Source organism: Photobacterium kishitanii, from assembly GCF_000613045.3.
Lineage (GTDB): Bacteria > Pseudomonadota > Gammaproteobacteria > Enterobacterales > Vibrionaceae > Photobacterium > Photobacterium kishitanii.
In genome coordinates this window covers 2,374,662-2,396,459 of record NZ_LN794352.1, presented here as the reverse complement: position 1 = coordinate 2,396,459, position 21,798 = coordinate 2,374,662, and the positions used below count along the sequence as shown (strand labels likewise).

Annotated in this window: 18 protein-coding genes; 11 read left to right on the top strand and 7 right to left on the bottom strand. The window is 39.5% G+C overall.

The window, feature by feature from the left end; translation table 11 throughout:
- Positions 1–29 precede the first annotated feature (29 nt).
- Entirely contained in the window at positions 30–2,108 is a 2,079-nt protein-coding gene (dinG, locus tag PPBDW_RS11215) for an ATP-dependent DNA helicase DinG (protein ID WP_036795543.1), read from the bottom strand.
- Positions 2,109–2,644: 536 nt separating this feature from the next.
- Between dinG and PPBDW_RS11210 the strand changes: the two genes are divergently transcribed.
- Both PPBDW_RS11210 and PPBDW_RS11205 read left to right on the top strand, forming a co-directional pair.
- Positions 2,645–3,628 (top strand): porin, encoded by a 984-nt coding sequence (locus PPBDW_RS11210; RefSeq protein WP_036795541.1) that lies wholly within the window; start codon positions 2,645–2,647, stop codon positions 3,626–3,628.
- A gap of 152 nt (positions 3,629–3,780) precedes the next feature.
- Positions 3,781–4,422 (top strand): YccT family protein, encoded by a 642-nt coding sequence (locus tag PPBDW_RS11205; protein ID WP_036795540.1) that lies wholly within the window; start codon positions 3,781–3,783, stop codon positions 4,420–4,422.
- 116 nt (positions 4,423–4,538) lie between these two features.
- On the opposite strand, the gene PPBDW_RS11200 is transcribed toward PPBDW_RS11205, so the two are convergent.
- The gene (locus tag PPBDW_RS11200) at positions 4,539–4,886 is read right to left on the bottom strand and encodes a dksA-type zinc finger protein (RefSeq protein ID WP_036796446.1); all 348 of its coding nucleotides are present in this window, start codon (positions 4,884–4,886) and stop codon (positions 4,539–4,541) included.
- Between the two features lie 368 nt (positions 4,887–5,254).
- On the opposite strand from PPBDW_RS11200, the gene PPBDW_RS11195 reads away from it, so the two are divergent.
- The 5 genes from PPBDW_RS11195 to recR all read left to right on the top strand — a co-directional run bounded on the left by PPBDW_RS11195 (position 5,255) and on the right by recR (position 9,749).
- Complete coding sequence (locus PPBDW_RS11195; protein WP_036796445.1) at positions 5,255–5,659, top strand: YbaN family protein; 405 nt, start codon at positions 5,255–5,257, stop codon at positions 5,657–5,659.
- Between the two features lie 126 nt (positions 5,660–5,785).
- Positions 5,786–6,331, top strand: coding sequence for an adenine phosphoribosyltransferase (gene apt, locus PPBDW_RS11190; RefSeq protein ID WP_036795539.1), 546 nt, complete (start codon positions 5,786–5,788; stop codon positions 6,329–6,331).
- A 274-nt stretch (positions 6,332–6,605) separates the two neighbouring features.
- Entirely contained in the window at positions 6,606–8,780 is a 2,175-nt protein-coding gene (gene dnaX, locus PPBDW_RS11185; RefSeq protein WP_036795538.1) for a DNA polymerase III subunit gamma/tau, read from the top strand.
- A gap of 36 nt (positions 8,781–8,816) precedes the next feature.
- Positions 8,817–9,146: a YbaB/EbfC family nucleoid-associated protein gene (locus PPBDW_RS11180; protein WP_036795536.1), complete on the top strand. Its 330-nt coding sequence runs from the start codon at positions 8,817–8,819 to the stop codon at positions 9,144–9,146.
- 3 nt (positions 9,147–9,149) lie between these two features.
- Entirely contained in the window at positions 9,150–9,749 is a 600-nt protein-coding gene (recR, locus tag PPBDW_RS11175) for a recombination mediator RecR (protein ID WP_036795534.1), read from the top strand.
- A gap of 89 nt (positions 9,750–9,838) precedes the next feature.
- Here recR and PPBDW_RS11170 read toward each other — a convergent pair whose 3' ends face one another.
- On the bottom strand, positions 9,839–10,387 hold the full coding sequence (locus PPBDW_RS11170) for a regulatory protein ToxS (protein WP_036795532.1): 549 nt from the start codon (positions 10,385–10,387) through the stop codon (positions 9,839–9,841).
- Entirely contained in the window at positions 10,378–11,250 is an 873-nt protein-coding gene (locus tag PPBDW_RS11165; protein ID WP_036795531.1) for a winged helix-turn-helix domain-containing protein, read from the bottom strand. The genes PPBDW_RS11170 and PPBDW_RS11165 overlap by 10 nt, the downstream gene beginning before the upstream one ends.
- Positions 11,251–11,442: 192 nt before the next feature.
- Between PPBDW_RS11165 and htpG the strand changes: the two genes are divergently transcribed.
- The 4 genes from htpG (at position 11,443) to PPBDW_RS11145 (ending at position 16,774) form a co-directional block, all read left to right on the top strand.
- Positions 11,443–13,344, top strand: coding sequence for a molecular chaperone HtpG (gene htpG / locus PPBDW_RS11160; protein ID WP_036795530.1), 1,902 nt, complete (start codon positions 11,443–11,445; stop codon positions 13,342–13,344).
- 142 nt (positions 13,345–13,486) lie between these two features.
- On the top strand, positions 13,487–14,131 hold the full coding sequence (gene adk / locus PPBDW_RS11155) for an adenylate kinase (protein ID WP_036795529.1): 645 nt from the start codon (positions 13,487–13,489) through the stop codon (positions 14,129–14,131).
- A 216-nt stretch (positions 14,132–14,347) separates the two neighbouring features.
- Positions 14,348–15,319, top strand: coding sequence for a ferrochelatase (gene hemH / locus PPBDW_RS11150; RefSeq protein WP_036795527.1), 972 nt, complete (start codon positions 14,348–14,350; stop codon positions 15,317–15,319).
- 150 nt (positions 15,320–15,469) lie between these two features.
- Entirely contained in the window at positions 15,470–16,774 is a 1,305-nt protein-coding gene (locus tag PPBDW_RS11145; protein WP_036795526.1) for an inosine/guanosine kinase, read from the top strand.
- Between the two features lie 69 nt (positions 16,775–16,843).
- Here the strand turns inward: PPBDW_RS11145 and asnB are convergent, their stop codons facing one another.
- The 3 genes from asnB to nagC form a co-directional block, all read right to left on the bottom strand.
- Positions 16,844–18,514, bottom strand: coding sequence for an asparagine synthase B (asnB, locus tag PPBDW_RS11140; protein WP_036795525.1), 1,671 nt, complete (start codon positions 18,512–18,514; stop codon positions 16,844–16,846).
- Between the two features lie 322 nt (positions 18,515–18,836).
- On the bottom strand, positions 18,837–20,432 hold the full coding sequence (locus PPBDW_RS11135) for a cation:proton antiporter family protein (protein WP_036795524.1): 1,596 nt from the start codon (positions 20,430–20,432) through the stop codon (positions 18,837–18,839).
- A 148-nt stretch (positions 20,433–20,580) separates the two neighbouring features.
- Complete coding sequence (nagC, locus tag PPBDW_RS11130) at positions 20,581–21,795, bottom strand: DNA-binding transcriptional regulator NagC (protein WP_036795523.1); 1,215 nt, start codon at positions 21,793–21,795, stop codon at positions 20,581–20,583.
- Between the last annotated feature and the right edge of the window lie 3 nt (positions 21,796–21,798).

Here is a 21,798-nt window from a genome sequence, read left to right as displayed (position 1 = left end):
TTAAATGCTTTTTATTATGGTTAAGATGATTAGTTGTATTCAATAACGCGTTTAAATGGAGGCAAAGAATCGAGCAGTGCTTTTCCATAGCGTCGATTGATAATACGACGATCTAAAATGACTACTCTACCAGAGTCGAGTTCTTTTCGCAGCAAACGACCCACTGATTGAATCAGTTTTTTACTGGCTTCAGGTACTGAAATTTGTAAAAAAGGATTACCACCACGGCTTTCTATATATTCAGCGTGTGCTTCTTCGACGGGAGAAGTCGGCACGGCAAACGGAATTTTGGTAATAATCAAGTTTTTTAATAAATCACCTGGTAAATCAAGCCCTTCAGAAAAACTACCGGTACCAAATAAAATGCTTGGCAGACCATTTTTACAATTTTCTTTATGTTTTTTTAGGGTTTCATTGCGTGATTCTTCACCTTGAACTAATAATTGCCATTTGTTTTTCTTGGCGAGTGGGCGCAGTGCATCAGCGACTTTATTCATCTGCCAATAAGAGGAAAAGAGCACTAAACTTGCTGTTTCTCCTTCAAGGTATTCCGGTAACACTTCAATCAGTAAATCGGTAAATTGTTCAGCTTGAGGCTCAAGTTTTAATGCCGGAATGACTAAACGGGCATTATTTTGATAATCAAACGGTGATGCTAATGCGAGAAAGCGGGTACCTTCTGTTTCTGATATTCCAGCTTGGCGGCAGAAGAAGGTGAATTGATTTAATGCGCGTAATGTTGCTGAGACTAAAATCGCACCAGCTGCACGACTCCATAGTAATTGATCGAGTCGATAACCAACCTCTAATGGCGACACTTCAATAATGTAGTCATTTTCACGTTCAGGGCTTTTTTCTATCCATCGCGCGAGTGGTGCCCCTTTTTTATGGTTTGGTTGTGCCATAAGTGACCAAACTTTTTCTAAGTTTTCAAGGCGTTGTAAATAAAAACCAGTTTCAGTAAGTGCTTGCTCACCTAAGCGAGGAATAATGATGTTTTCTTTAGTACGCTCTGCGATAAGATCTTGGATTTTACCTAATGATTGTAGCGCTTTCTTACTGGCTTCTTTACAACCTTTAGCTTCTTCTTCGAGCCATTGTGGTAATTCACCATGCTCAAAGCGATAGACGCCATCTTTGTTAAATTTGCTTGCGTCAATATTATTAGCAATTTGGTTTAAGGTCGGTACCAAGTGTTGAATACTGTCCTGAATCGCGTTCTGAAATCGATTAGCTTTTTGGTAATCAGCTAATTCAGCAAATTTAGATACAATTTGATTGAGCTTTTCAAGCCAAGTTGCCGCCCCTTTTAAACTTGCAGCTGCTGAGGAGAAATCACGCGCAACTTGTGGTAAATGGTGTGCTTCATCAATCACATAAATAGTTTGTTCAGGTTCCGGTAGAATAACACCGCCGCCTAACTCAATATCAGCCATTAGTAACGCATGGTTGGCAACAATCACATCTGCTTTATCGAGGTGCTCACGTGCTTTAGCAAATGGACAGCTACGATGTTTTGGCATTCCTGCATGACAACTGTGTTTATCTGCCATTATTTGTTGCCATACTTTATCAGGGATCGTTGTTGGCCAACTATCTCGATCACCATCCCATTTATTTTGCTCGGTCGCTTTTAGCATGCGCTTGAGTAAGTCGAGATCTGATTTTTTCGGCTTTTCTTCCCACATCCCCAGTTGTAATTCACTATCTGTTGAACAACTAGCTTCTAATTTATGGTTACAACAATAACGTTGACGACCTTTAGCGAGAATAAAACTAAATTCACGGGGAAAAATCTGGTTAAACAGGGGTAAGTCTTTGGTGATTAATTGTTCTTGCAGAGCTACTGTCGCGGTTGAGATCAATAGTTTCTTATTGTTGAACAACGCAAATGGAATTCCACCAATTAAATAAGCTAGCGATTTACCGATACCCGTCCCTGCTTCAGCCACCAGAATGCGATTTTTTTTGTGGTATTCACCCGCAAGTGTTTTAGCAATTTCTGCGACTAAATAATTTTGTGCGCGACGAGGAATAAAGTTATCGAGTTGATGGCCAAGGTTGGTGTAACACTGTTTGATATCGCTTTTTATGGTGTTGTGCAGCATGGTTGAAACTTCATTAGGACCGGGAAATGCATTATAGCATGAAGCGCTAAATGTGAGCGGTAACAAAATTTAAGCTATTTATGTTTTAAAGTGAGGAGTTGCTCACGATTTTTTATTTCAGTTACATTTGCTTTGTAGTTGCAATCTGCATGCAAAATAAAATTCCATAAATGAAACAGTTTGCTAGTTTTTTGTTCTGAGGTTTGTTATTTATTGAGTTTATTAGTTATGCAAAACACATTTATTTACAGCTATTACAGTAATGTTAATTGCATTTTTTTACTTATTTTATTGTGATTAATATCGACCTATTTCTGCTTAAGTTATTGTTTTTGTGATGTGTTTTATGTTTTTTTATATTTAATTTAGATTATTTGACAGAAATATTGAACTTCTGTCAGGATGTGAGCCATAAAGTACTCCCCCAGAATATTTCACTGTATTGTTTTTAAAACAGTACATATATCAGGGGAATATAAAGGACAGGGAATCTCAGGATTGAGATTTACAACAATAAGAAAGGCAGTGGACATATCATGAAAAAAACTCTATTAGCTCTAGCAGTTCTAACTGCAGCTGGTTCTGCAAATGCTGGCATCAATCTTTATGACGCAAACGGCGTTAAAGTTGATTTGTCTGGTGCTGTTGAAGTGCAACTTTACGATAACTTTGAGAAGCACGGTGACTCAACTATCCGTCTAGATGATGGTGACCTAGCACTTAACGCAACAGTTGCTGTGTCTGAGAACCTAAACGTTGTTTCTGGTACTGCATTCAAATACGAAAGCCGTGATCTACAGAACTACGAGCTATGGGCTGGTTTTTCAGGTGACTTCGGTACGCTAACATTTGGTCGTCAACTTCTAGTTTCTGATGATTCAGGTATCGGTAAAGATTATGAGCTAGGCGCTGGTCAAATTGACTGGGTACAAACTGATGGTGACCGTGTTGCTAAGTACGTTTACGATAACGGTACTTTCTACACTGCTGTTTCTCATGAAATGGATAATAACAACAGCACAACAATTACTGATGGCCGTGTTGGTTTCCGTACTGGCGGTCTAGACATTCGTGCATACGGTTATGACGGTAAGCGTATTAGTGCAGAAGGCTTTACTCTTGGTAACAATAACGGTACACCAGTTATTATTCCTGAGAAAGCAGGTGAGAATGTTCGTGGTTACAACCTTGAAGCACAATATGCAATGGGTGCAATTAACCTAGCTGCATCTTTTGGTCAAATTGAGTACAAAGCTGCTGATACTAAAGTAACAGATAAGAAGATTGATCTGTACGAAATCAACGGCTCTTACACTATCGACAAAACAACAATGGCACTTGGCTATGTACGTGGCGAAGATAAAATTGCTCACGGCAACGTAATCAACAACGTATACGCAAACGTAACACAACAGCTGCACAGCAATGTACGTGCATATGTTGAAGTTGGTTATGCTGACGATAAGAAAGATTCTTTAGAAGATTTCGGTTACGTTGCTGGTCTAGAAGTTAAATTCTAATTAAGCCATAACGTATTGATTGATAAAGCCGCCTTCTTGGGCGGCTTTTTGCTAGGTTCATTTTTGCCGATAATCATTGCTATCACACTAATTTATAGTGGTAGTGATAACAATGATCAGCCAATAAAATATAGATATATTAAGGATCAATAATGAAAAAAAAATTATGGCTATTAATGGCGCTGTTTTCAGCCTCTACCCAAGCGGCAACTTTATCTGTAGCAGATAAGATTGAGTTATTAGCTATTGATGGTAAAGAAGTACAAAGCCAAGGTTGGTCGACGGTCGATAGTGTTGAATTATCGGAAGGTAAACACCAAGTAGTGGTGCGTTTTGATGGTGAAGTTAAGCGTGGATCAAAATCAACGATTTATACAACTCGTCCTTATTTATTTGAGATTGATTTAGCGAAAACTGATGTTGAAATTACGTTGCCGCGTCTAACGACTGAATCACAAGCAAAAGCTTTTTTTGAACGAGGCGCTAAGTGGCAATTAGCTACCGAGGACGGCGCGGTACAACCATTAGTTGGTGTTGAACTACAAGGCGAAGGTTTTGCTGCTTACAGTGATATTGAAGCGCTCGTTGCTGCTTATAATAGTGATAATGGCATTGTTATCGAAAAAGGTAATGCGGTAGATTTACAACAAGTTGCCGTTAGTGTTGATAATAAAACGGGTAAAGTTGAAATTACGGGTGATGCTTTAACACAGCTAAAAATGTGGTACACCAAGGCTTCAAATAATGATAAAAAAGCATTTAAAATCTGGATGGCAGAAAAAGACTTTAATTAAGCAATTAGAGAGATTAATCATTCACTACTGATGTAACCAAGTTGTAGCTTTAACGTAAAAGGCAACCGAGGTTGCCTTTTATTGGTTGATATTTAAAGTATAGCCTTTAGCGATATTTAATCATGGTGATAACGACTATGCTCACGACATGCTTTACATCGAGGTTGAGCGGGATCTTGTTCAAGATCACTGTATTCAATCTCTTCTTCGCAGTCGGCACATAAACCATACATACCTAATTTAAATGAGCATACAGCAGCATCCACTTGTTCTAATCGTATTGCCATATCAAAAAGATTAGGAATAAAAGACGATTTAGCCATTACGATGAGATCATTAAGATCTGTATCATTAACTGCTGTAGTATTGTTGTTTAAGTGATTGATTAACATTTCATTTTTTAATTTTTCTGCTAGGGATAGATATTCGGTCTCTAGCGGATACTGAAAATTTTTATAATTCATATCTGTAATAGCCATAGTGATGATATTCAATAGGAAAGCCAGCGAGATAATATGATTAGCTGTGCTTTGATTGAGTGTTGTTATACTGCGGCTAAATAAAAATCTAATGCAGTACCTCTAAGTGTTATTAGTCTAATCGAGATTTAGTATTCTGTTGTGATTTGAATCAATTCTTTAAACGAATTTAATAAATATTGGTTAATTTTTGCTGTGATATAGTACTCATCAATGAATGGTGATAGATGTTAACAATTAAAGTTAATTGTTGTTACAATACGCGAGTTGCGCAATAGAAAAGGTATATAAGTTGTTAAATATATTGATTGAGGTGACAAACCTTGAATGAAGAAGTTGCGGTGAAGAGTCGAATGATACGCTATGTTTTAGTGGCTATTGGCTGGATTGCTGTCGCCTTGGGAGTGATGGGGATTTTTTTACCTTTATTACCAACAACGCCCTTTTTATTACTTGCCAGCGCATGCTTTATGAGAGGATCTCCTAAGCTAAATCAGTGGCTGCATCAACATCCACAACTTGGACCTATTTTAGTTAATTGGCATCAACATGGTGCAGTTACATCCGTTGTAAAGCGACGAGGGATGATAATGATTGTGCTAAGTTTTACCTTCTCAATTTTTATGGTGCCATTGTGGTGGCATAAAGCAATGTTGCTTACTGGTATGATGGTTTTGTTATTCTGCTTTAATCGTTTGCCAGTGGTTGAACTCCGACCTGATTCTACGTCAGTTGCCGAACCAGACGAAAACCCATAAAATGCGTACTTATTACATAAAAATACAGCTGTTATTAACGGCTCTATTTTTATGCTTTCGTCTGCAATCTGCAGGCTCTAACTTAAGATTACTCTGTTTGCAGTAAGAGTAAGTACGGAAAGAATGATGAATCAAGAAACATTAAACCTAATTACTAACAGCATTAAATCAATTCAAGATTATCCTAAGCCAGGTATTCTTTTTCGTGATGTCACTAGCCTAATGGAAGTACCTGAAGCATACCGTGCCACTATCGCTATTTTGGCTGAAAAGTATCAAGATCAAGGTATCACTAAGATCATTGGTACTGAAGCGCGTGGTTTCTTGTTTGGTGCACCGCTAGCATTAGCATTAGGGGTGGCATTTGTACCTGTTCGTAAGCCTGGTAAATTACCGCGTGAAGTGATCGCTGAAAGTTATGAGCTTGAGTATGGTAAAGATACATTAGAAATTCATAAAGATGCGATTGTTGCTGGTGATAAAGTGTTACTGGTGGATGATTTACTGGCTACTGGTGGTACGATTGAAGCAACGACTAACTTAGTTCGCCGTTTGGGCGGCGATGTTCAGGATGCGGCATTTGTTATCAACTTACCGGATATTGGCGGTGAAGCGCGTCTACAAGGTTTGGGACTTAACGTTTATTCTATTTGTGATTTCCCTGGTCATTAATTAGTAATAACACCTTATTATTTTCTCAATTAAGGTGTTGTTGGCTAATCATTGGGCGCTTACTCTAGCGCCCTCTCGCTCACTAACGGGCACTATGCTAGCATTGCGTTGAATTCAATGTTTTACATACCTCATTACTATTTCGTTTATTTTCTTTGTTTTATAATGATCAATATCGGTTACTATCATTATAGCTATGATAGCGAGAATAAAAGAAAGAGTGGTGAGTTTCGTTACACCAGATGCAGTCCAGATTGATTAAGGTTATTTATAAATGAGTTATCAGGTTCTGGCCCGAAAATGGCGTCCCTATCAGTTTGCAGATGTGGTTGGACAATCACATGTATTAACTGCGTTAGGTAATGCCTTAGAACAAAATCGGCTTCACCATGCTTATCTTTTTAGTGGTACTCGTGGGGTAGGTAAAACGACTATTGCACGTATTTTTGCTAAAGGACTAAATTGTGAGCAGGGCATCACGTCTACACCTTGTGGTAAATGTACAACTTGTCGTGAAATCGATGAAGGGCGTTTTGTTGATCTGCTAGAAATTGATGCTGCATCACGTACAAAAGTTGAAGATACGCGCGAATTATTGGATAACGTCCAATATAAGCCGGCACGTGGGCGCTTTAAAGTTTATCTTATCGATGAAGTACACATGCTTTCGCGTCACAGTTTTAATGCCTTGCTAAAAACATTAGAAGAACCGCCTGAATATGTAAAATTTATTTTGGCGACCACTGATCCTCAAAAACTGCCAGTAACGATTTTATCTCGTTGTTTACAATTTCATTTAAAGCACTTAGATCATCAGCAAATTCACGCTCAATTAGATAAAGTATTAACAGAAGAAAAAGTTGAGTATGAAACACGCGCTCTGGCGTTATTAGCTCGTGCTGCCGAAGGTAGTATGCGTGATGCATTAAGTTTGACTGATCAAGCGATTGCATTAGGTAATGGCCATGTCAGCGCTGAAACTGTTGCGGCAATGTTAGGTACACTTGATACTGATCAAGCGCTATGTTTATTAGAAGCGGTTGCGACGGCTAATGCAAATACAGCAATGGCAAGTTTGCAACAATTAGCGTCGATTGGTATTGAATGGGATAGTTTATTGCGTGAATTATCAGCACAATTACATCGTGTTGCAATGTTTCAAGCATTACCCGCAAGCCTTGATGATAGCTTGCCTGATGCCGAGCGAGTGAATTTACTCAGCCAACTGATGACACCACAAGACGTACAATTATGTTATCAGATTTGCTTACAAGGTCGCCAAGATCTGTCGTTTGCACCTGATGGCCGTACAGGCTTAGAAATGGTGCTATTAAGGATGCTTGCTTTCCGTCCTGTGAGTGGTGGCAGTATTACCCCACAGGCAATTGTAGTACCAAGTAGTCAACCGACAGCGAACAATCAATCAACACCGTTAGCTGCGCCTATTAATGCACCTGCGAGTGGTGTTTCGCGAGTACAAGCGTTAAAAGCACAAATGCAAACGCCATCAGTCGCTAATAATGTTCCGCCAACAGCAATGCCTGTTCCAGAACAGCAGCTGCCAGCACCTGTTGCTCCAATGTCAGCATCAGAGCAACAACCAATGGCGCCAGTGGCTTCGGTACCGAATCAGGCTATGGCTGATACAGCATCTGTTACACCAACAATGCCAGTACCAACGCAACCACAGCCAGCCACTGCTCGACCATCGGCCGCATCAGGGTTATTAGCTGCTCGTAATCAGTTACGTAGCCAAACTAAACGTGGTCAAGAAGGGCAAACTGCAGCGGTATCGCCAAAAAAGGTTTTAACGGCGCCAGCTAAAAAAGTCGCAACCTCAGTGATGGATCGGATTGCAAATAAGCAAACGACTATGCCATCAATGAAAACGAATGCGATGCCGGCGTCGACAGCTTCTGATCGGGTTGCAGAAGATGATGAGTATCGCTGGAAGCCAATGGCAAAGCCAGCAGCAGACACTGTGCTTAAGCCTGAGTTGACACCGCGAGTATTGAAGCGCGCTTTAGAACATGAAAAAACGCCAGAGATGGCGAAATTACTTGTCAATGAAGCTGCAAATCAGGATAGTTGGTCACAGTTAGTAACCCAGCTTGATGTGCCAAAATTAATTCAGCAATTAGCATTGAACTCTGCTTTTGAACGTACAGATGATCACATTACATTGTATTTACGTTCTGCCCAGAAGCACCTGCAAGCAGAGCGAGCAACGATGCAATTGAATAGTGCCTTGAATGAGGTGCTACAAACACCGGTACAATTATCAATTGTTTTGGGTGAGCAGGGTCAGACACCACTAGAATTACGCGAAAGTTTGTATCAACAGAAATTGCTACAAGCTCGAGAAAGCTTAGCGAACGATCCTAATGTTAATTTCATTTGTCAGCGTTTTGCTGCACAACTGGATGAAGAAAGTATTAGACCGGTTTAACGATTTTTAACCAGACCAGATAGAGAGAGAGAAGATATGTTTGGTAAAGGCGGTATGGGCAACATGATGAAGCAGGCGCAGCAAATGCAAGAGCGCATGCAAAAGATGCAAGAAGAAGTCGCAAACATGGAAGTTACCGGTGAATCTGGTGCTGGCCTTGTTAAAGTGACTATCACTGGTAGCCATAGTGTACGTCGTGTTGAAATTGACGAAAGCCTAATGGAAGATGACAAAGACATGCTGGAAGATTTGATTGCTGCTGCATTTAATGATGCTGCGCGTCGTATCGAAGATACACAAAAAGAGAAAATGGCAGGTGTTACCGGCGGTATGAATTTACCAGCTGGCTTTAAGCTGCCTTTCTAATCAATGCGAACCAGTCATTTACTGGAGCATTTAATGGAAGCCTTACGTTGTCTACCCGGGGTTGGTCCTAAGTCAGCACAGCGAATGGCTTTTAATTTGCTACAACGAAATCGTCAGGGTGGCTTACAGCTAGCTGATGCGTTAAATCAAGCCATGACAGAAATTGGTCATTGTCGAGATTGCCGTACGTTTACTGAAGATGATATTTGCGCGATTTGCGAAAACCCTCGTCGTAAAGAAAACGGTATTATTTGTGTGGTCGAAAGCCCGGCAGATATTGTAGCGGTAGAAGCGACGGGACAATTTTCAGGACGTTATTTTGTATTAATGGGCCATTTATCACCACTTGATGGTATTGGTCCGGCTGATATTGGGCTTGATACGCTAGAATTTCGTTTGCAAAAAGAAGCAATTAATGAATTGATTTTAGCCACTAACCCAACAGTTGAGGGTGAGGCAACGGCTCATTATATTGCGGAACTTTGTCATGAATATGATGTGCCTGCGAGTAGAATTGCTCACGGTGTACCCGTTGGTGGTGAGTTAGAATTAGTTGATGGCACTACGCTATCTCATTCTCTTGCTGGACGGCAGCGATTATAACTATGGTTATTATTGCGATAAAAAAACCGCGTTCTTTGAACGCGGTTTTTTATTATTTTTTATTTTGTAACTTGTTGTTTATTAATTTTTTACTTTGTTGAGAATAAGACTTTTGAGCCATGAGTGAGGCTAGTCAGCAGTAAAGTATGTTCATTAATCACATCAATACGGCGACTTTCTTGTGCATTCATTCTAAAGATATCTTTAATAATATTGAGTTGTTCACTATCAAAGTCATGGTTTGAACCAGAAGTGATATCTTTAAATTCTAATGGCTCCGTCAGTAAATAGCCTCCACTGACATCCCAGCGGCCAGATTCAGAAATATGAATCGTTAATGGTTGCGGTATATCACTATGTAGCTCAAGGATGGTGATCCGTGAATAGGTATGATTAGGTAAAAAGACCATATTACTGCTTTGTTTTACCTTACGTAGCTCTTGCAGAGAATCTTGTGGCAATGATTCTATCTGGCTAATAGTTGTACTTTGCCATTCACGCGACATCAGTAGCTGTTGTTGCTTGTAGTCTGTTGAAAAGTAGACCCACGAGCAAATCACCATCGAACTAATCAAAATTAGTAACGGCCAGTATTGGCGTAGTAAACGTGTTACTGGGTTTGAAACGGTTAGCGACATAAGTTCGAGTTATCCTTATCACTAGTGAGTAAACGTACCGTTACGTTTTCTGCTGGCACTTTACTATTATGTAAGTAATTCAAATATAACTGGTTGTTTTGACCGCCAGTGACAATAATTTCAAATGGCTTTTGATTCGGACTATTGTGATATTGGATGTAATTACTGACACAGGTTTTTATCATGCTATGCCATTGTTTAATTTCAGGATTATTCTTCGGAGTATAAATTGTCACTCCATCCACATCAAATAAAGGACTAAATGCCGCAGATTTGGGCGGCATACTGATGTTAACAATAATTGGCAATATAAAAGCGACCATTAATGCGAGCCAACCTTTCCACGAGATCAGGGTTGATTTACTTTCTGTTTGTTCTTTAACTTGCTGATAATATGCCGCTGTCGAAAGGTTGAGATGCAAGTCGTTACGTGGCGTAGAGAGTATAGGTTCAAACTCTGGTGGCGTTGAAAGAATAGCCGGTTCATCGACACTAGGTTCTAGCTGTGGTTTTTGACAGACATAGCCTTCTACGCTGGCGATCATTTGATAACCACGTTTAGGCACAGTTTTAACAAACTCAGGTGATTTTGTTGAGTCTTTCAAAGCCTTGCGCAAGGTTGAAATTGCTTGCGTTAGACTTGAATCATCGACTTCAAAACCTTGTTCGCGCCATACATAATCATGAATACGTTGGCGAGTAATAATTAGGCTAGGATCTTCAATGAGCAGACTTAACGCTCGACTTTCATTACTTCCAAGTCGAGTTAATTCATTATTATCACATTTATCTATTAAGCTGTTATCATTTGGATCGAAAATAAAACGATTTCCAATCAAATACTTAGTTGCATTTGTTGTCATTGGTTTAGCCTTGCCAAGGGTTTTATATAAACAGTATTATTATATGTTTTCTCTGAATACTGTCTGAATCTAAAAATATAAAACCGTTACTCAAAAAATATAAAAATAAAAAACATGTTATTTTAGGTTGAAATCATACAGTTTGACCATATTTATCTTTAGATACTACCCATAAATTTTTTTGGAGTCGAAATGAGCGAGCAAACAGTTGATAATCAAAAGGAAACACGCGGTTTCCAATCAGAAGTAAAACAACTACTGCATTTAATGATTCATTCTCTTTACTCTAATAAAGAGATTTTTTTACGTGAATTGATTTCTAACGCATCAGATGCTGCTGATAAATTACGCTTTAAAGCATTATCAAAAACCGATTTATACGGTAACGATGCAGATTTATGTGTAAAGCTGTCTATTAACCCACAAGCAGGTACTTTAACCATTAGCGATAATGGTATTGGTATGACACGTGAACAAGCAATTGAACATTTAGGTACGATTGCTAAATCAGGCACTAAAGAATTCTTTGCACAGCTAAATGAAGATGAAACGAAAGACTCGCAGCTGATTGGTCAGTTTGGTGTTGGTTTTTATTCGGCATTTATTGTAGCTGATAGTGTAACGGTGAATACACGTAGCGCTGATGTTGCAGCAGATGAAGGTGTGTGCTGGACATCAGCAGGTGAGGGCGATTACAGCATTGAGACCATCACTAAAGAAAATCGTGGTACTGATATTATTTTACATCTGCGTGCTGATGAGCAAGAGTTCTTAGATGCGCATCGTTTACGTGAAATTGTTGGTAAGTATTCTGATCACATCGGTATTCCTGTCTTCATTCAAACAGAAGAAAAAGATGAAGAAGGCGCGGTTACTGGTACTAAATGGGATCAAATCAACAAAGCTCAAGCGCTATGGACGCGTAATAAGTCAGATATTAGCGACGAAGAGTATAAAGAATTTTATAACCATGTTGCCCATGACTATGCTGAGCCATTAACATGGAGCCATAACCGTGTTGAAGGTAAGCAAGATTACACGAGCTTGTTATACATTCCATCTAAAGCGCCATGGGATTTAAATAACCGCGATGGTCAGCATGGACTTAAATTGTATGTACAACGTGTCTTCGTTATGGATGACGCACAACAGTTCATGCCAACATACTTACGTTTTGTTCGTGGCTTAATTGATTCTAATGATTTACCACTGAATGTTTCACGTGAAATTTTACAAGATAACAAAGTGACTCAAGCACTACGTAAAGCATGTACTAAACGCGTATTACAAATGCTTGAGCGTATGGCTAAAAATGAGCCAGAGCAATATCAATCATTCTGGAAAGAGTTTGGTCAGGTATTAAAAGAAGGCTTGGCTGAAGACTTTAGTAACCGTGACAAAATTGCAGCATTATTGCGTTTCTCTTCAACAGAAAATGATTCATTAGAACAAACTGTATCTTTAGCTGATTATGTTGGCCGTATGAAAGATGGTCAGGATAAAATTTATTATCTAACTGCTGATAACTTTAATGCGGCTAAACACAGTCCGCACCTTGAGCAATTCCGTGCAAAAGGGTTAGAAGTTATTTTGATGTATGATCGTATTGATGAATACCTAATGGGGCACTTGCCTGAGTTTGAAGGTAAGAAATTCCAAGCGATCACTAAAGCAGATCTTGATCTATCTTCATTTGATAATGCAGAAGAAAAAGAAAAGCAGAAAGAAACAGAAAAAGAATTCACATCAGTGACTGAGCGCACTAAAGCATATCTTGGTGAGCGTGTTAAAGAAGTACGTCCAACGTTTAAGTTGCATGATACCCCTGCGGTAATGGTAACCGACGAGAACGAGATGGGGACTCAAATGGCTAAATTGCTTGCAGCAGCAGGCCATGAAGCGCCAGAAGTCCAATATATCTTTGAGTTAAATCCAGAGCACAGCCTTGTTAAGCAAATGGCTGATGAAGCTGATGAAGAAATCTTCGGTCGTTGGGTTGAACTACTGTTTGGTGAAGCGATGCTAGCTGAACGTGGCACGATGGATGATCCTTCACAGTTCTTAGCTGCCGTAAACAAATTGTTGGTTAAATAACCAATTAACCAATCAAAATCACAGACTATTCTGATAAATCATTCAATCGCGGCTTGGTCATAGTGCCAAGCTTGCGACTGAGCGCTAATCAGTGTATTTTCAATTTTTTGCAAATTTCCACTCTATTTTAAAGGGGAACACAATGCGCATTATCCTTCTGGGCGCTCCAGGTGCAGGTAAAGGTACTCAAGCTCAATTCATCATGGAAAAATTTGGTATTCCTCAAATTTCTACTGGTGACATGTTACGTGCTGCAATCAAAGCAGGCACTGAACTAGGTAAGCAAGCAAAATCAGTGATCGATGCAGGTCAACTTGTATCTGACGATATCATCCTTGGTCTTGTTAAAGAGCGTATCACTGCAGAAGATTGTGCAAAAGGTTTCCTACTTGACGGTTTCCCTCGTACAATTCCTCAAGCTGATGGTCTTAAAGAAAATGGCGTTGTTGTTGACTACGTTATTGAATTTGATGTTGCTGATGATGTGATTGTTGAGCGTATGGCGGGTCGTCGTGCTCACCTTGCTTCTGGTCGTACTTACCACGCGGTTTACAATCCACCAAAGGTTGAAGGTAAAGATGACGTAACGGGTGAAGATCTTGTTATTCGTGAAGATGACAAAGAAGAAACAGTTCGTGCACGTCTAACGGTATACCATAACCAAACTGCACCTCTTATCGAGTATTACGGTAAAGAAGCTGCTGCTGGCAACACTAAGTACCTTAAGTTTGACGGTACTTTACCTGTTGCTGAAGTAAGTGCTCAACTTGAAAAAGCATTAGCATAAATAACGTTGTTAATTAGCTAATTATTCATCATAGCTAATGACGATGTAAATGAACGGGCTTACCGATTGGTAATGCTCGTTTTTTTTGGCTTTAATATTGGAACCGTATAAATAGCGTTGTTATATTGAGTGTTTTTAGTTACGAAAATGTATTCTCGTATGGCTGGAAATAATATAATGATCAGCAGCGAATGCAGATAAAAAGGGCAAATACCGATGACAATGAATAACAATTATGGGGTATTACTGGTTAACCTAGGTACACCTGATACTCCAACAACAGCTGGTGTAAAACGATTCTTAAAGGAATTTTTAAGTGATAAACGCGTGGTTGATATGACGCGCTGGTTATGGTGTCCTATTTTGAATGGAGTGATTTTACCTATTCGTTCACCTAAAGTGGCCAAACTTTATCAATCGGTATGGATGGATGATGGCTCACCATTAATGGTCTATTCGCGTCGTCAACAAGCAGTACTACAGCAAGCATTGCAAGTTCCAGTCGCATTAGGTATGACGTATGGCTCACCAAGTATTGAATCGGGATTAAATGAACTTAAACAGCAAGGATGTAAGCAAGTTATCGTTTTACCTTTATACCCGCAATATTCAGCTACAACGACGGCTGCTGTTTTTGATCGTATCGCTAAAGATTTAAAAACTATTCCAGAATTGCCAGAATTACGTTTTATTAATCATTATTATGATCACCCTGATTATATTTCGGCATTAGCTCAATCTGTTGAGACGTTATGGGCTGAAAAAGGTAAGCCGGATTATTTATTATGCTCGTACCACGGTATTCCTCAACGTTATGCTGATAATGGTGATCCGTATCCAGAACATTGTCATCAAACCACAGTATTATTAGCAAAATCTCTTGATATGCCACGTGAAAAAATGAGCATGAGTTACCAATCTATTTTTGGTCGTGAAGAATGGTTGAAGCCTTATACTGAAGCAACAATCAAATCACTTGCAGAAAAAGGTATTAAGCGATTGGATGTGATGTGTCCCGCTTTTTCAGTTGACTGTCTTGAGACATTAGAAGAAATTGCAGAGCAGTGTAAAGAGGTATTTATTGAAGCTGGTGGCAAAGAGTTTAATTTGATCCCATGCTTAAATGATAGCCCTGCTCATATTATGATGATGGAGAGCTTGATTAAACAACATACACAAGGATGGTAATGGTGGTGTTGAAGGAGTAATTATTCCCTCACGATAACGTTTGCGTTATTATTTGTGGCTATTATTCGTAAAACCCATGATAGCTTTTGCTTTTATGTACCAAATTCTGTGATAGAATTCGCAAAATTTACAACTTGATAGCCCATTGACATGAAATTTCCAGGCCAACGAAAATCTAAGCATTATTTTCCCGTACATGCTCGCGATCCACTTCTAAGTCAAACTAAGATAGAGAAGCGTTTAACACGTACTCATGTTGTGGGTATCGATCAAACGTTGGTTGATATTGAAGCCTACGTTGATGATGAATTCCTGGAACGTTATGAGCTAAGTAAAGGCCATTCATTGGTTATTACTGATGAAAAAGCAGAAGCACTTTACCATGAGCTAAAAGAAAATAATCTTGTTACTCATGAGTTTGCCGGCGGCACTATTGGTAATACTTTACATAACTACTCAGTATTGGCAGATGATAAATCTGTATTATTGGGTGTGATGAGTAAAGATATTGAAATCGGTAGCTATGCTTATCGTTACCTTTGCAATACTTCAAGCCGCATGGATATGAACTATCTACAGCCGGTAAATGGTCCAATTGGCCGTTGTTTTGCGCTGATTTCTAAAGATGGTGAGCGTACCTTCGCAATTAATGAAGGTAACATGAACCAACTTAAGCCTGATAGTATTCCTGAATGCGTGTTTGAAAATGCATCAGCATTAGTGTTAACTGCTTATCTTGTTCGTTGTAAGCCTGGCGATCCTATGCCTGCGGCAACAATGAAGGCGATCGAGTATGCTAAAAAATATGATGTGCCAGTTGTTTTAACACTGGGTACTAAATTCGTGATTCAAGATGATCCACAATGGTGGCGTGATTTCTTACGCGATCATGTGACTGTGGTGGCAATGAATGAAGACGAAGGTGAAGCATTAACCGGTGAGTCTGATCCATTAGTTGCAGCAGACAAAACCCTAGAATGGGTTGATCTTGTATTATGTACCGCTGGCCCTGTTGGTTTATATACTGCTGGCTACACTGAAGATTCAGCGAAACGTGAAACTGCGTTACCATTACTTCCGGGTGATATTGCTGAATTTAACCGCTACGAATTTAGTCGTCCAATGCTAAAAGCAACGTGTGAAAATCCAACCAAGGTTTATTCGCACATTGCACCTTACATGGGTGGCCCTGAGCGTATTAAAAATACTAACGGTGCAGGTGATGGTGCATTATCAGCGTTACTGCATGATATGTCGGCTAACCGTTACCATAAAGAAAACGTGCCAAATTCAAGTAAGCATCAATATTCTTTCCTAACTTACTCATCATTCTCACAGGTTTGTTTGTATTCAAACCGTGTAAGTTATGAAGTATTAGCTCAATATTCACCTCGTCTTTCTCGTGGTCTACCTGAGCGCGAAGATAGTTTAGAAGAAGCTTACTGGGAGCGTTAATGACAGACTGTTGTTAACCATAAAAAAAACCGCCATTGTTAGTGGCGGTTTTTTTATAATTCAATTTATCTATTTTGTGTAAGCTTGGTTGTGAACGGCTGCAATAGCACGGCCTGATGGATCGGCTGCATTTTTAAAACTCTCATCCCACTCAATTGCTTTAGCACTAGAGCAAGCAATAGATGGACCACCCGGTACACATTTCGCGGCACTTTCTAGTGGGAATAGTTCCTCAAAAATCTCACGGTACACATAACCTTCTTTTGTCGTTGGTGTATTGTATGGGAAACGGAATGCAGCCGTTGCTAACTGCTGATCAGTCACTTTTGCTTCAGCGACTTCTTTTAAGCTATCAATCCAGCTATAGCCAACACCATCAGAGAATTGCTCTTTTTGACGCCAAGCAACGGCTTCTGGAAGGTAATGCTCAAAACATTCACGAATAATGTGTTTTTCCATTTTACCGTTGCCACACATTTTATCTTCAGGGTTAATACGCATTGCTACATCTAAGAATTCTTTATCTAAGAAGGGTACTCGCGCTTCTATGCCCCATGCTGCCATGGACTTGTTAGCACGCGCGCAATCAAACATGTTAAGTGCTAGTAGTTTGCGTACTGTTTCTTCATGAAATTCTTTGGCGTTAGGTGCTTTGTGGAAGTATAAATAACCGCCAAAAATTTCATCAGCACCTTCTCCTGATAACACCATTTTAATGCCCATTGCACGAATCTTACGTGACATTAAGTACATTGGTGTTGAAGCGCGAATCGTGGTCACATCATAGGTTTCGATGTGGTAAATCACATCACGAATAGCGTCTAAACCTTCTTGGACGGTATAGGTTAATTCATGGTGAACAGTACCAATAGCATCTGCAACAATTTTAGCTGCTTTTAGATCGGGAGCATCTTCAAGGCCAATTGCGAATGAGTGCAGTGTCGGCCACCATGCTTGTGATTGTTCATCATCTTCAATACGTTTTGCAGCAAACTTCTTAGTGATCGCTGAGATGACAGATGAATCAAGACCACCAGAAAGTAATACCCCATAAGGCACATCTGTCATTAATTGGCGTTTAACCGCACTTTCAAGTGCTTCGGTTAATGCTACTTTATCGGTTTTTGCTTGGCTAACGGCATCGAACTCCATCCAATCTCGTTTGTAATAACGAACAGGCTCACCTTTTTTGCTCCAAAGATAAGTACCGGGAGGAAATTCACTGATAGTTTTACAGACAGGTACCAATGCCTTCATTTCAGAAGCAACATAAAAGTTACCGTGTTCATCATAACCTTGATATAGCGGAATGATACCAATGTGATCACGACCAATAAGGTAAGCATCTTCTTGCTCATCATAGAGAATAAAAGCAAAGATACCGTTAAGGTAGTCGAGTAGCTCTGGGCCCTTTTCTTTGTAAAGCGCTAAAATAATTTCGCAATCAGATTCAGTTTGGAAAGGGTAGTTTGGTGCAAATTCAGCGCGTAGTTCCTTGTGATTGTAGATCTCACCATTTACAGCCAATACATGACTTTTATCTGCGTTATATAGTGGTTGTTCACCACTATTAAGATCAACAATCGCTAAACGTTCATGCACTAAGATTGCATTATCTGAAGCATAAATACCAGACCAATCTGGGCCGCGATGACGCATTTTTTTTGATAATTCAAGCGCTGTTGCACGAAGTGCTGAAGAGTCACTCTTGATGTCAAGGATACCGAATACTGAACACATAATAATACCGCTCCAATGTTATCTTTTTATTATCCATAATTAATGGAAATGTATCATGTAGCAGATAAGTTATCATTATGATAATTGATGTTGCTGCCACTTCTATTTCGCTGCTGTTTGTTAAAATTACGTATTCACTAACTAATTGCAATCATTTATTTTAATTCAATTTAAATAAAGCCTACTTGGTGAATATTATCTATTTAAAGTGCGTTTTAGTGAATAATATTTATTTTGTAACAGTTTTTTAATTAAAAAAATAAACAGTAGTGGTGCTACTGTTTATTTTTCACTGCGAAATATCTAACTTTTGAAGTGTAATTTAATCTGTTTTGAGAGGGGTTATTTGAGGTTGTAAGTGATCACACACGTCTCGTGCAAAGCCGCTACCAGCTTCATTATAAATATTGAAGGCAGCATCAATACCTTGTTGATGTAATTGGGTTTCATCATCACTGTATTTAGCGATTGCTGCGATTTTTCCCTGGAATTGACGGTTTTTGAGTTGATCTAGGGCATAGATATTGGCGGGCCCATTCGGCATTGCTAATAAAATAAGCTCAATATGATGGTTATTGATAACGCGTTCCCAAAAATCTGGATCAGTTGCATCGCCGTGAATCACATTACGGTGCTGATGGCGATGAAGTTCAACTGACTCACAGCGAGTTTCAACCCCAATAATTTGTTTGCCATAACGGTTTTCTAGCTCGTCATAGGCACCTGAACCAATACGACCCATACCTAAAATAAGAATGCTGGCATGGCCAAAATCAATCAGTTTATCGTTACTGTTAAGCCGATCTGGGTCGAACTCTTTTAAGCGTTTTGCTGCTTCTGTGTAGAGCTTATGGCTCATACTATTGAGTGGGGCTGCAAGTAAAAATGATAATGATACAGCTATCGCCATCGCGACGAGAAAGGTGCCTGGCAGCAATCCCATTTTATAAGCAACGCCACCAACAATTAGCCCAAATTCGCTGTAGTTAAATAATGTTAAGGTAGCTAGCATCGAAGTACGCACACGATAGCGACATAAATGGAAAACAGCGTAATAAAGAATACCTTTAAGGGGTAATAGCAGCATTAATACTAGTGCCATCAGCATGCCATTTAAAGTCGGTGATTCTGCGAGACCAATGTTTAAAAAGAAACACACTAATAGTAATTCTTTAAAGTTAAACAGTGACTTAGCCATTTCTGAAGCTTTTGGGTGGCCAGCCATCAGCATACCTAATAGCAATGCACCTAAATCAGGTTTCATGCCGACTATTTCAAATAAGCCAGCCCCTGCGACAAGTGCTAGCATAACTGCATATAGTACTAATATTTCACCGTGACCTGCTTTATCAAGAATTTTATATAAAAGTGGGCGTAGCAAGGGCAGGGCAAATAAACCCAGTGCAGTAATATCCGGAACTTTACCACTGGATATGGTGAGAAACAGTACTGCGAAGATATCCTGCATAACCAGAATACCTATCGCCACAGTGCCGTACTTAGCGTTTAACTCGCCTTTTTCTTGCAGTAGTTTGATAGCAAAAACAGTACTAGAAAACGATAAGGCAAAACCAATTAGTACTAGTTGATTGAATGCCATTTCAGCAAACATGGTTAATCCTAGTTGTTTAAGCACAACTAGAAATAGGGTAAATATCGCTGTTGATAATAAATTATGTAAGGTTGCACCACCCCATACTTCTTTATTAAGCAGCGTTTTTATATCGAGTTTTAAACCAATGGTGAATAATAATAATGTCACCCCAAGATCAGCTAAAGTTGCTAACGCTGGCGTAGAATGAAAGCCAAAACTATTTAATACGAAACCAGCAACTAAAAATCCAACCAGAGGTGGTAATTTACAACGAAGGGCGATGAAACCGGCTAGAAATGCCGCGCTAATATACAGTAACTCCATACCTTGGACTACATCCTTGCAAGATAGTGTGGGAAAAATAATTATGACAATAATAACATTAGGGGGATTAATCAGTTGTGATTAATCCCCCCCTTTAATTTATGGTGATTTTATTAGCGTTTATGGCTAATTCAAGTGTGGTTAATGCTCAATCTTCAAGTAATCGTTGCAGTAACACACCATTAAGCATTGCCCGCTTGATCATTGAAAATGCACCGATGGTTGGTTGGTTATACAGCTCTGATGCGACAATGGGTAACCCATTATTAAAAGCGGCTAAAGATTGGTTTTCAACACAACGACGTATAGCAGGTAAGACAATTGCTTGAGCTTGAGTGATATTACCTGCCAAAATGATCTTTTGAGGATTGAATAAATTAATTGTCATCGCTAATGCTTTACCAAGGTGATGGCCCACTTTGAGTAACACTTGAGTTGCAAGTTCATCACCCTCATTGGCAGCGTCACAGATAGCAAGCATTGTTAGTTCTTCAAGTGCTTGTAAGCTACTTGGATAACCTTGATTAAGCAGTTGTTGTACATGTTCAATCACTGCTGGATCAGATGCAACGGTTTCTAAGCAACCAAAATTACCACATTGGCACTTATCACCGAGTGGATCTATTTGGATATGACCAATCTCACCGACATTGCGGTTTTGGCCAAGGAATACCTGTCCATTAACAATAATACCAGCACCAGTACCATTGTGCATACTGACTAGAATTGAGTCCTTACAGTCACGGCTAGCACCAAAGAAATGCTCAGCAAGTGCCAGACCTCGAATGTCGTTGCCGACAAAAGTAATGATGCCAAAAGTGTCTTGAATAATATGAGCAAGCTCAAAATCATGCACTTTAATGTTTGGCATGTAAGTAACGGTGCCATTTTCTGGGTTAACAAGCCCCGGAAGAATAATGCCAAATGCCACCAGTTCTTTCATTACATTCTGGTTATTATCAATAAATTCTTGAATATATTTGATAAGACCTTCAGCTAATACATATTGATCAGAATATAAAAATGGATAAGCCGCACCGGTAATATGTTTACCACTGAGGTCATAAAGGGTTATTTCAATATAATTGCGGCCAATGCGTACTGCGATAGAATGAAAATCGACTGATTCTGTCGTTAGAGATATTGCTCTTCTTCCACCCGTTGATGCTTGTTGCGCGACTTCTTTTATGAGGCCGCGCTCCAATAATTGGCGGGTAATTTTAGTGACACTTGCTGGGGCTAGGTGGCTAATATCAGCAACCTGTATGCGAGATATAGGGCCTTGCAAGTCGATGAGTCGGTATACTGCAGCACTATTTAGCTGCTTGACCAGATCAACGTTACCAATTTGTCCGCCTGTCATAGT

Coding starts and splice junctions, on each gene's coding strand:
- PPBDW_RS11210 (WP_036795541.1), top strand. CDS start 2,645: ATGAAAAAAACTCTATTAGCTCTAGCAGTTCTAACTGCAGCTGGTTCT.
- hemH (WP_036795527.1), top strand. CDS start 14,348: ATGACAATGAATAACAATTATGGGGTATTACTGGTTAACCTAGGTACA.
- dnaX (WP_036795538.1), top strand. CDS start 6,606: ATGAGTTATCAGGTTCTGGCCCGAAAATGGCGTCCCTATCAGTTTGCA.
- PPBDW_RS11145 (WP_036795526.1), top strand. CDS start 15,470: ATGAAATTTCCAGGCCAACGAAAATCTAAGCATTATTTTCCCGTACAT.
- PPBDW_RS11205 (WP_036795540.1), top strand. CDS start 3,781: ATGAAAAAAAAATTATGGCTATTAATGGCGCTGTTTTCAGCCTCTACC.
- PPBDW_RS11180 (WP_036795536.1), top strand. CDS start 8,817: ATGTTTGGTAAAGGCGGTATGGGCAACATGATGAAGCAGGCGCAGCAA.
- htpG (WP_036795530.1), top strand. CDS start 11,443: ATGAGCGAGCAAACAGTTGATAATCAAAAGGAAACACGCGGTTTCCAA.
- adk (WP_036795529.1), top strand. CDS start 13,487: ATGCGCATTATCCTTCTGGGCGCTCCAGGTGCAGGTAAAGGTACTCAA.
- PPBDW_RS11195 (WP_036796445.1), top strand. CDS start 5,255: ATGATACGCTATGTTTTAGTGGCTATTGGCTGGATTGCTGTCGCCTTG.
- PPBDW_RS11170 (WP_036795532.1), bottom strand. CDS start 10,387: ATGTCGCTAACCGTTTCAAACCCAGTAACACGTTTACTACGCCAATAC.
- PPBDW_RS11135 (WP_036795524.1), bottom strand. CDS start 20,432: ATGGAGTTACTGTATATTAGCGCGGCATTTCTAGCCGGTTTCATCGCC.
- PPBDW_RS11200 (WP_036796446.1), bottom strand. CDS start 4,886: ATGAATTATAAAAATTTTCAGTATCCGCTAGAGACCGAATATCTATCC.
- asnB (WP_036795525.1), bottom strand. CDS start 18,514: ATGTGTTCAGTATTCGGTATCCTTGACATCAAGAGTGACTCTTCAGCA.
- dinG (WP_036795543.1), bottom strand. CDS start 2,108: ATGCTGCACAACACCATAAAAAGCGATATCAAACAGTGTTACACCAAC.
- recR (WP_036795534.1), top strand. CDS start 9,150: ATGCGAACCAGTCATTTACTGGAGCATTTAATGGAAGCCTTACGTTGT.
- PPBDW_RS11165 (WP_036795531.1), bottom strand. CDS start 11,250: ATGACAACAAATGCAACTAAGTATTTGATTGGAAATCGTTTTATTTTC.
- apt (WP_036795539.1), top strand. CDS start 5,786: ATGAATCAAGAAACATTAAACCTAATTACTAACAGCATTAAATCAATT.
- nagC (WP_036795523.1), bottom strand. CDS start 21,795: ATGACAGGCGGACAAATTGGTAACGTTGATCTGGTCAAGCAGCTAAAT.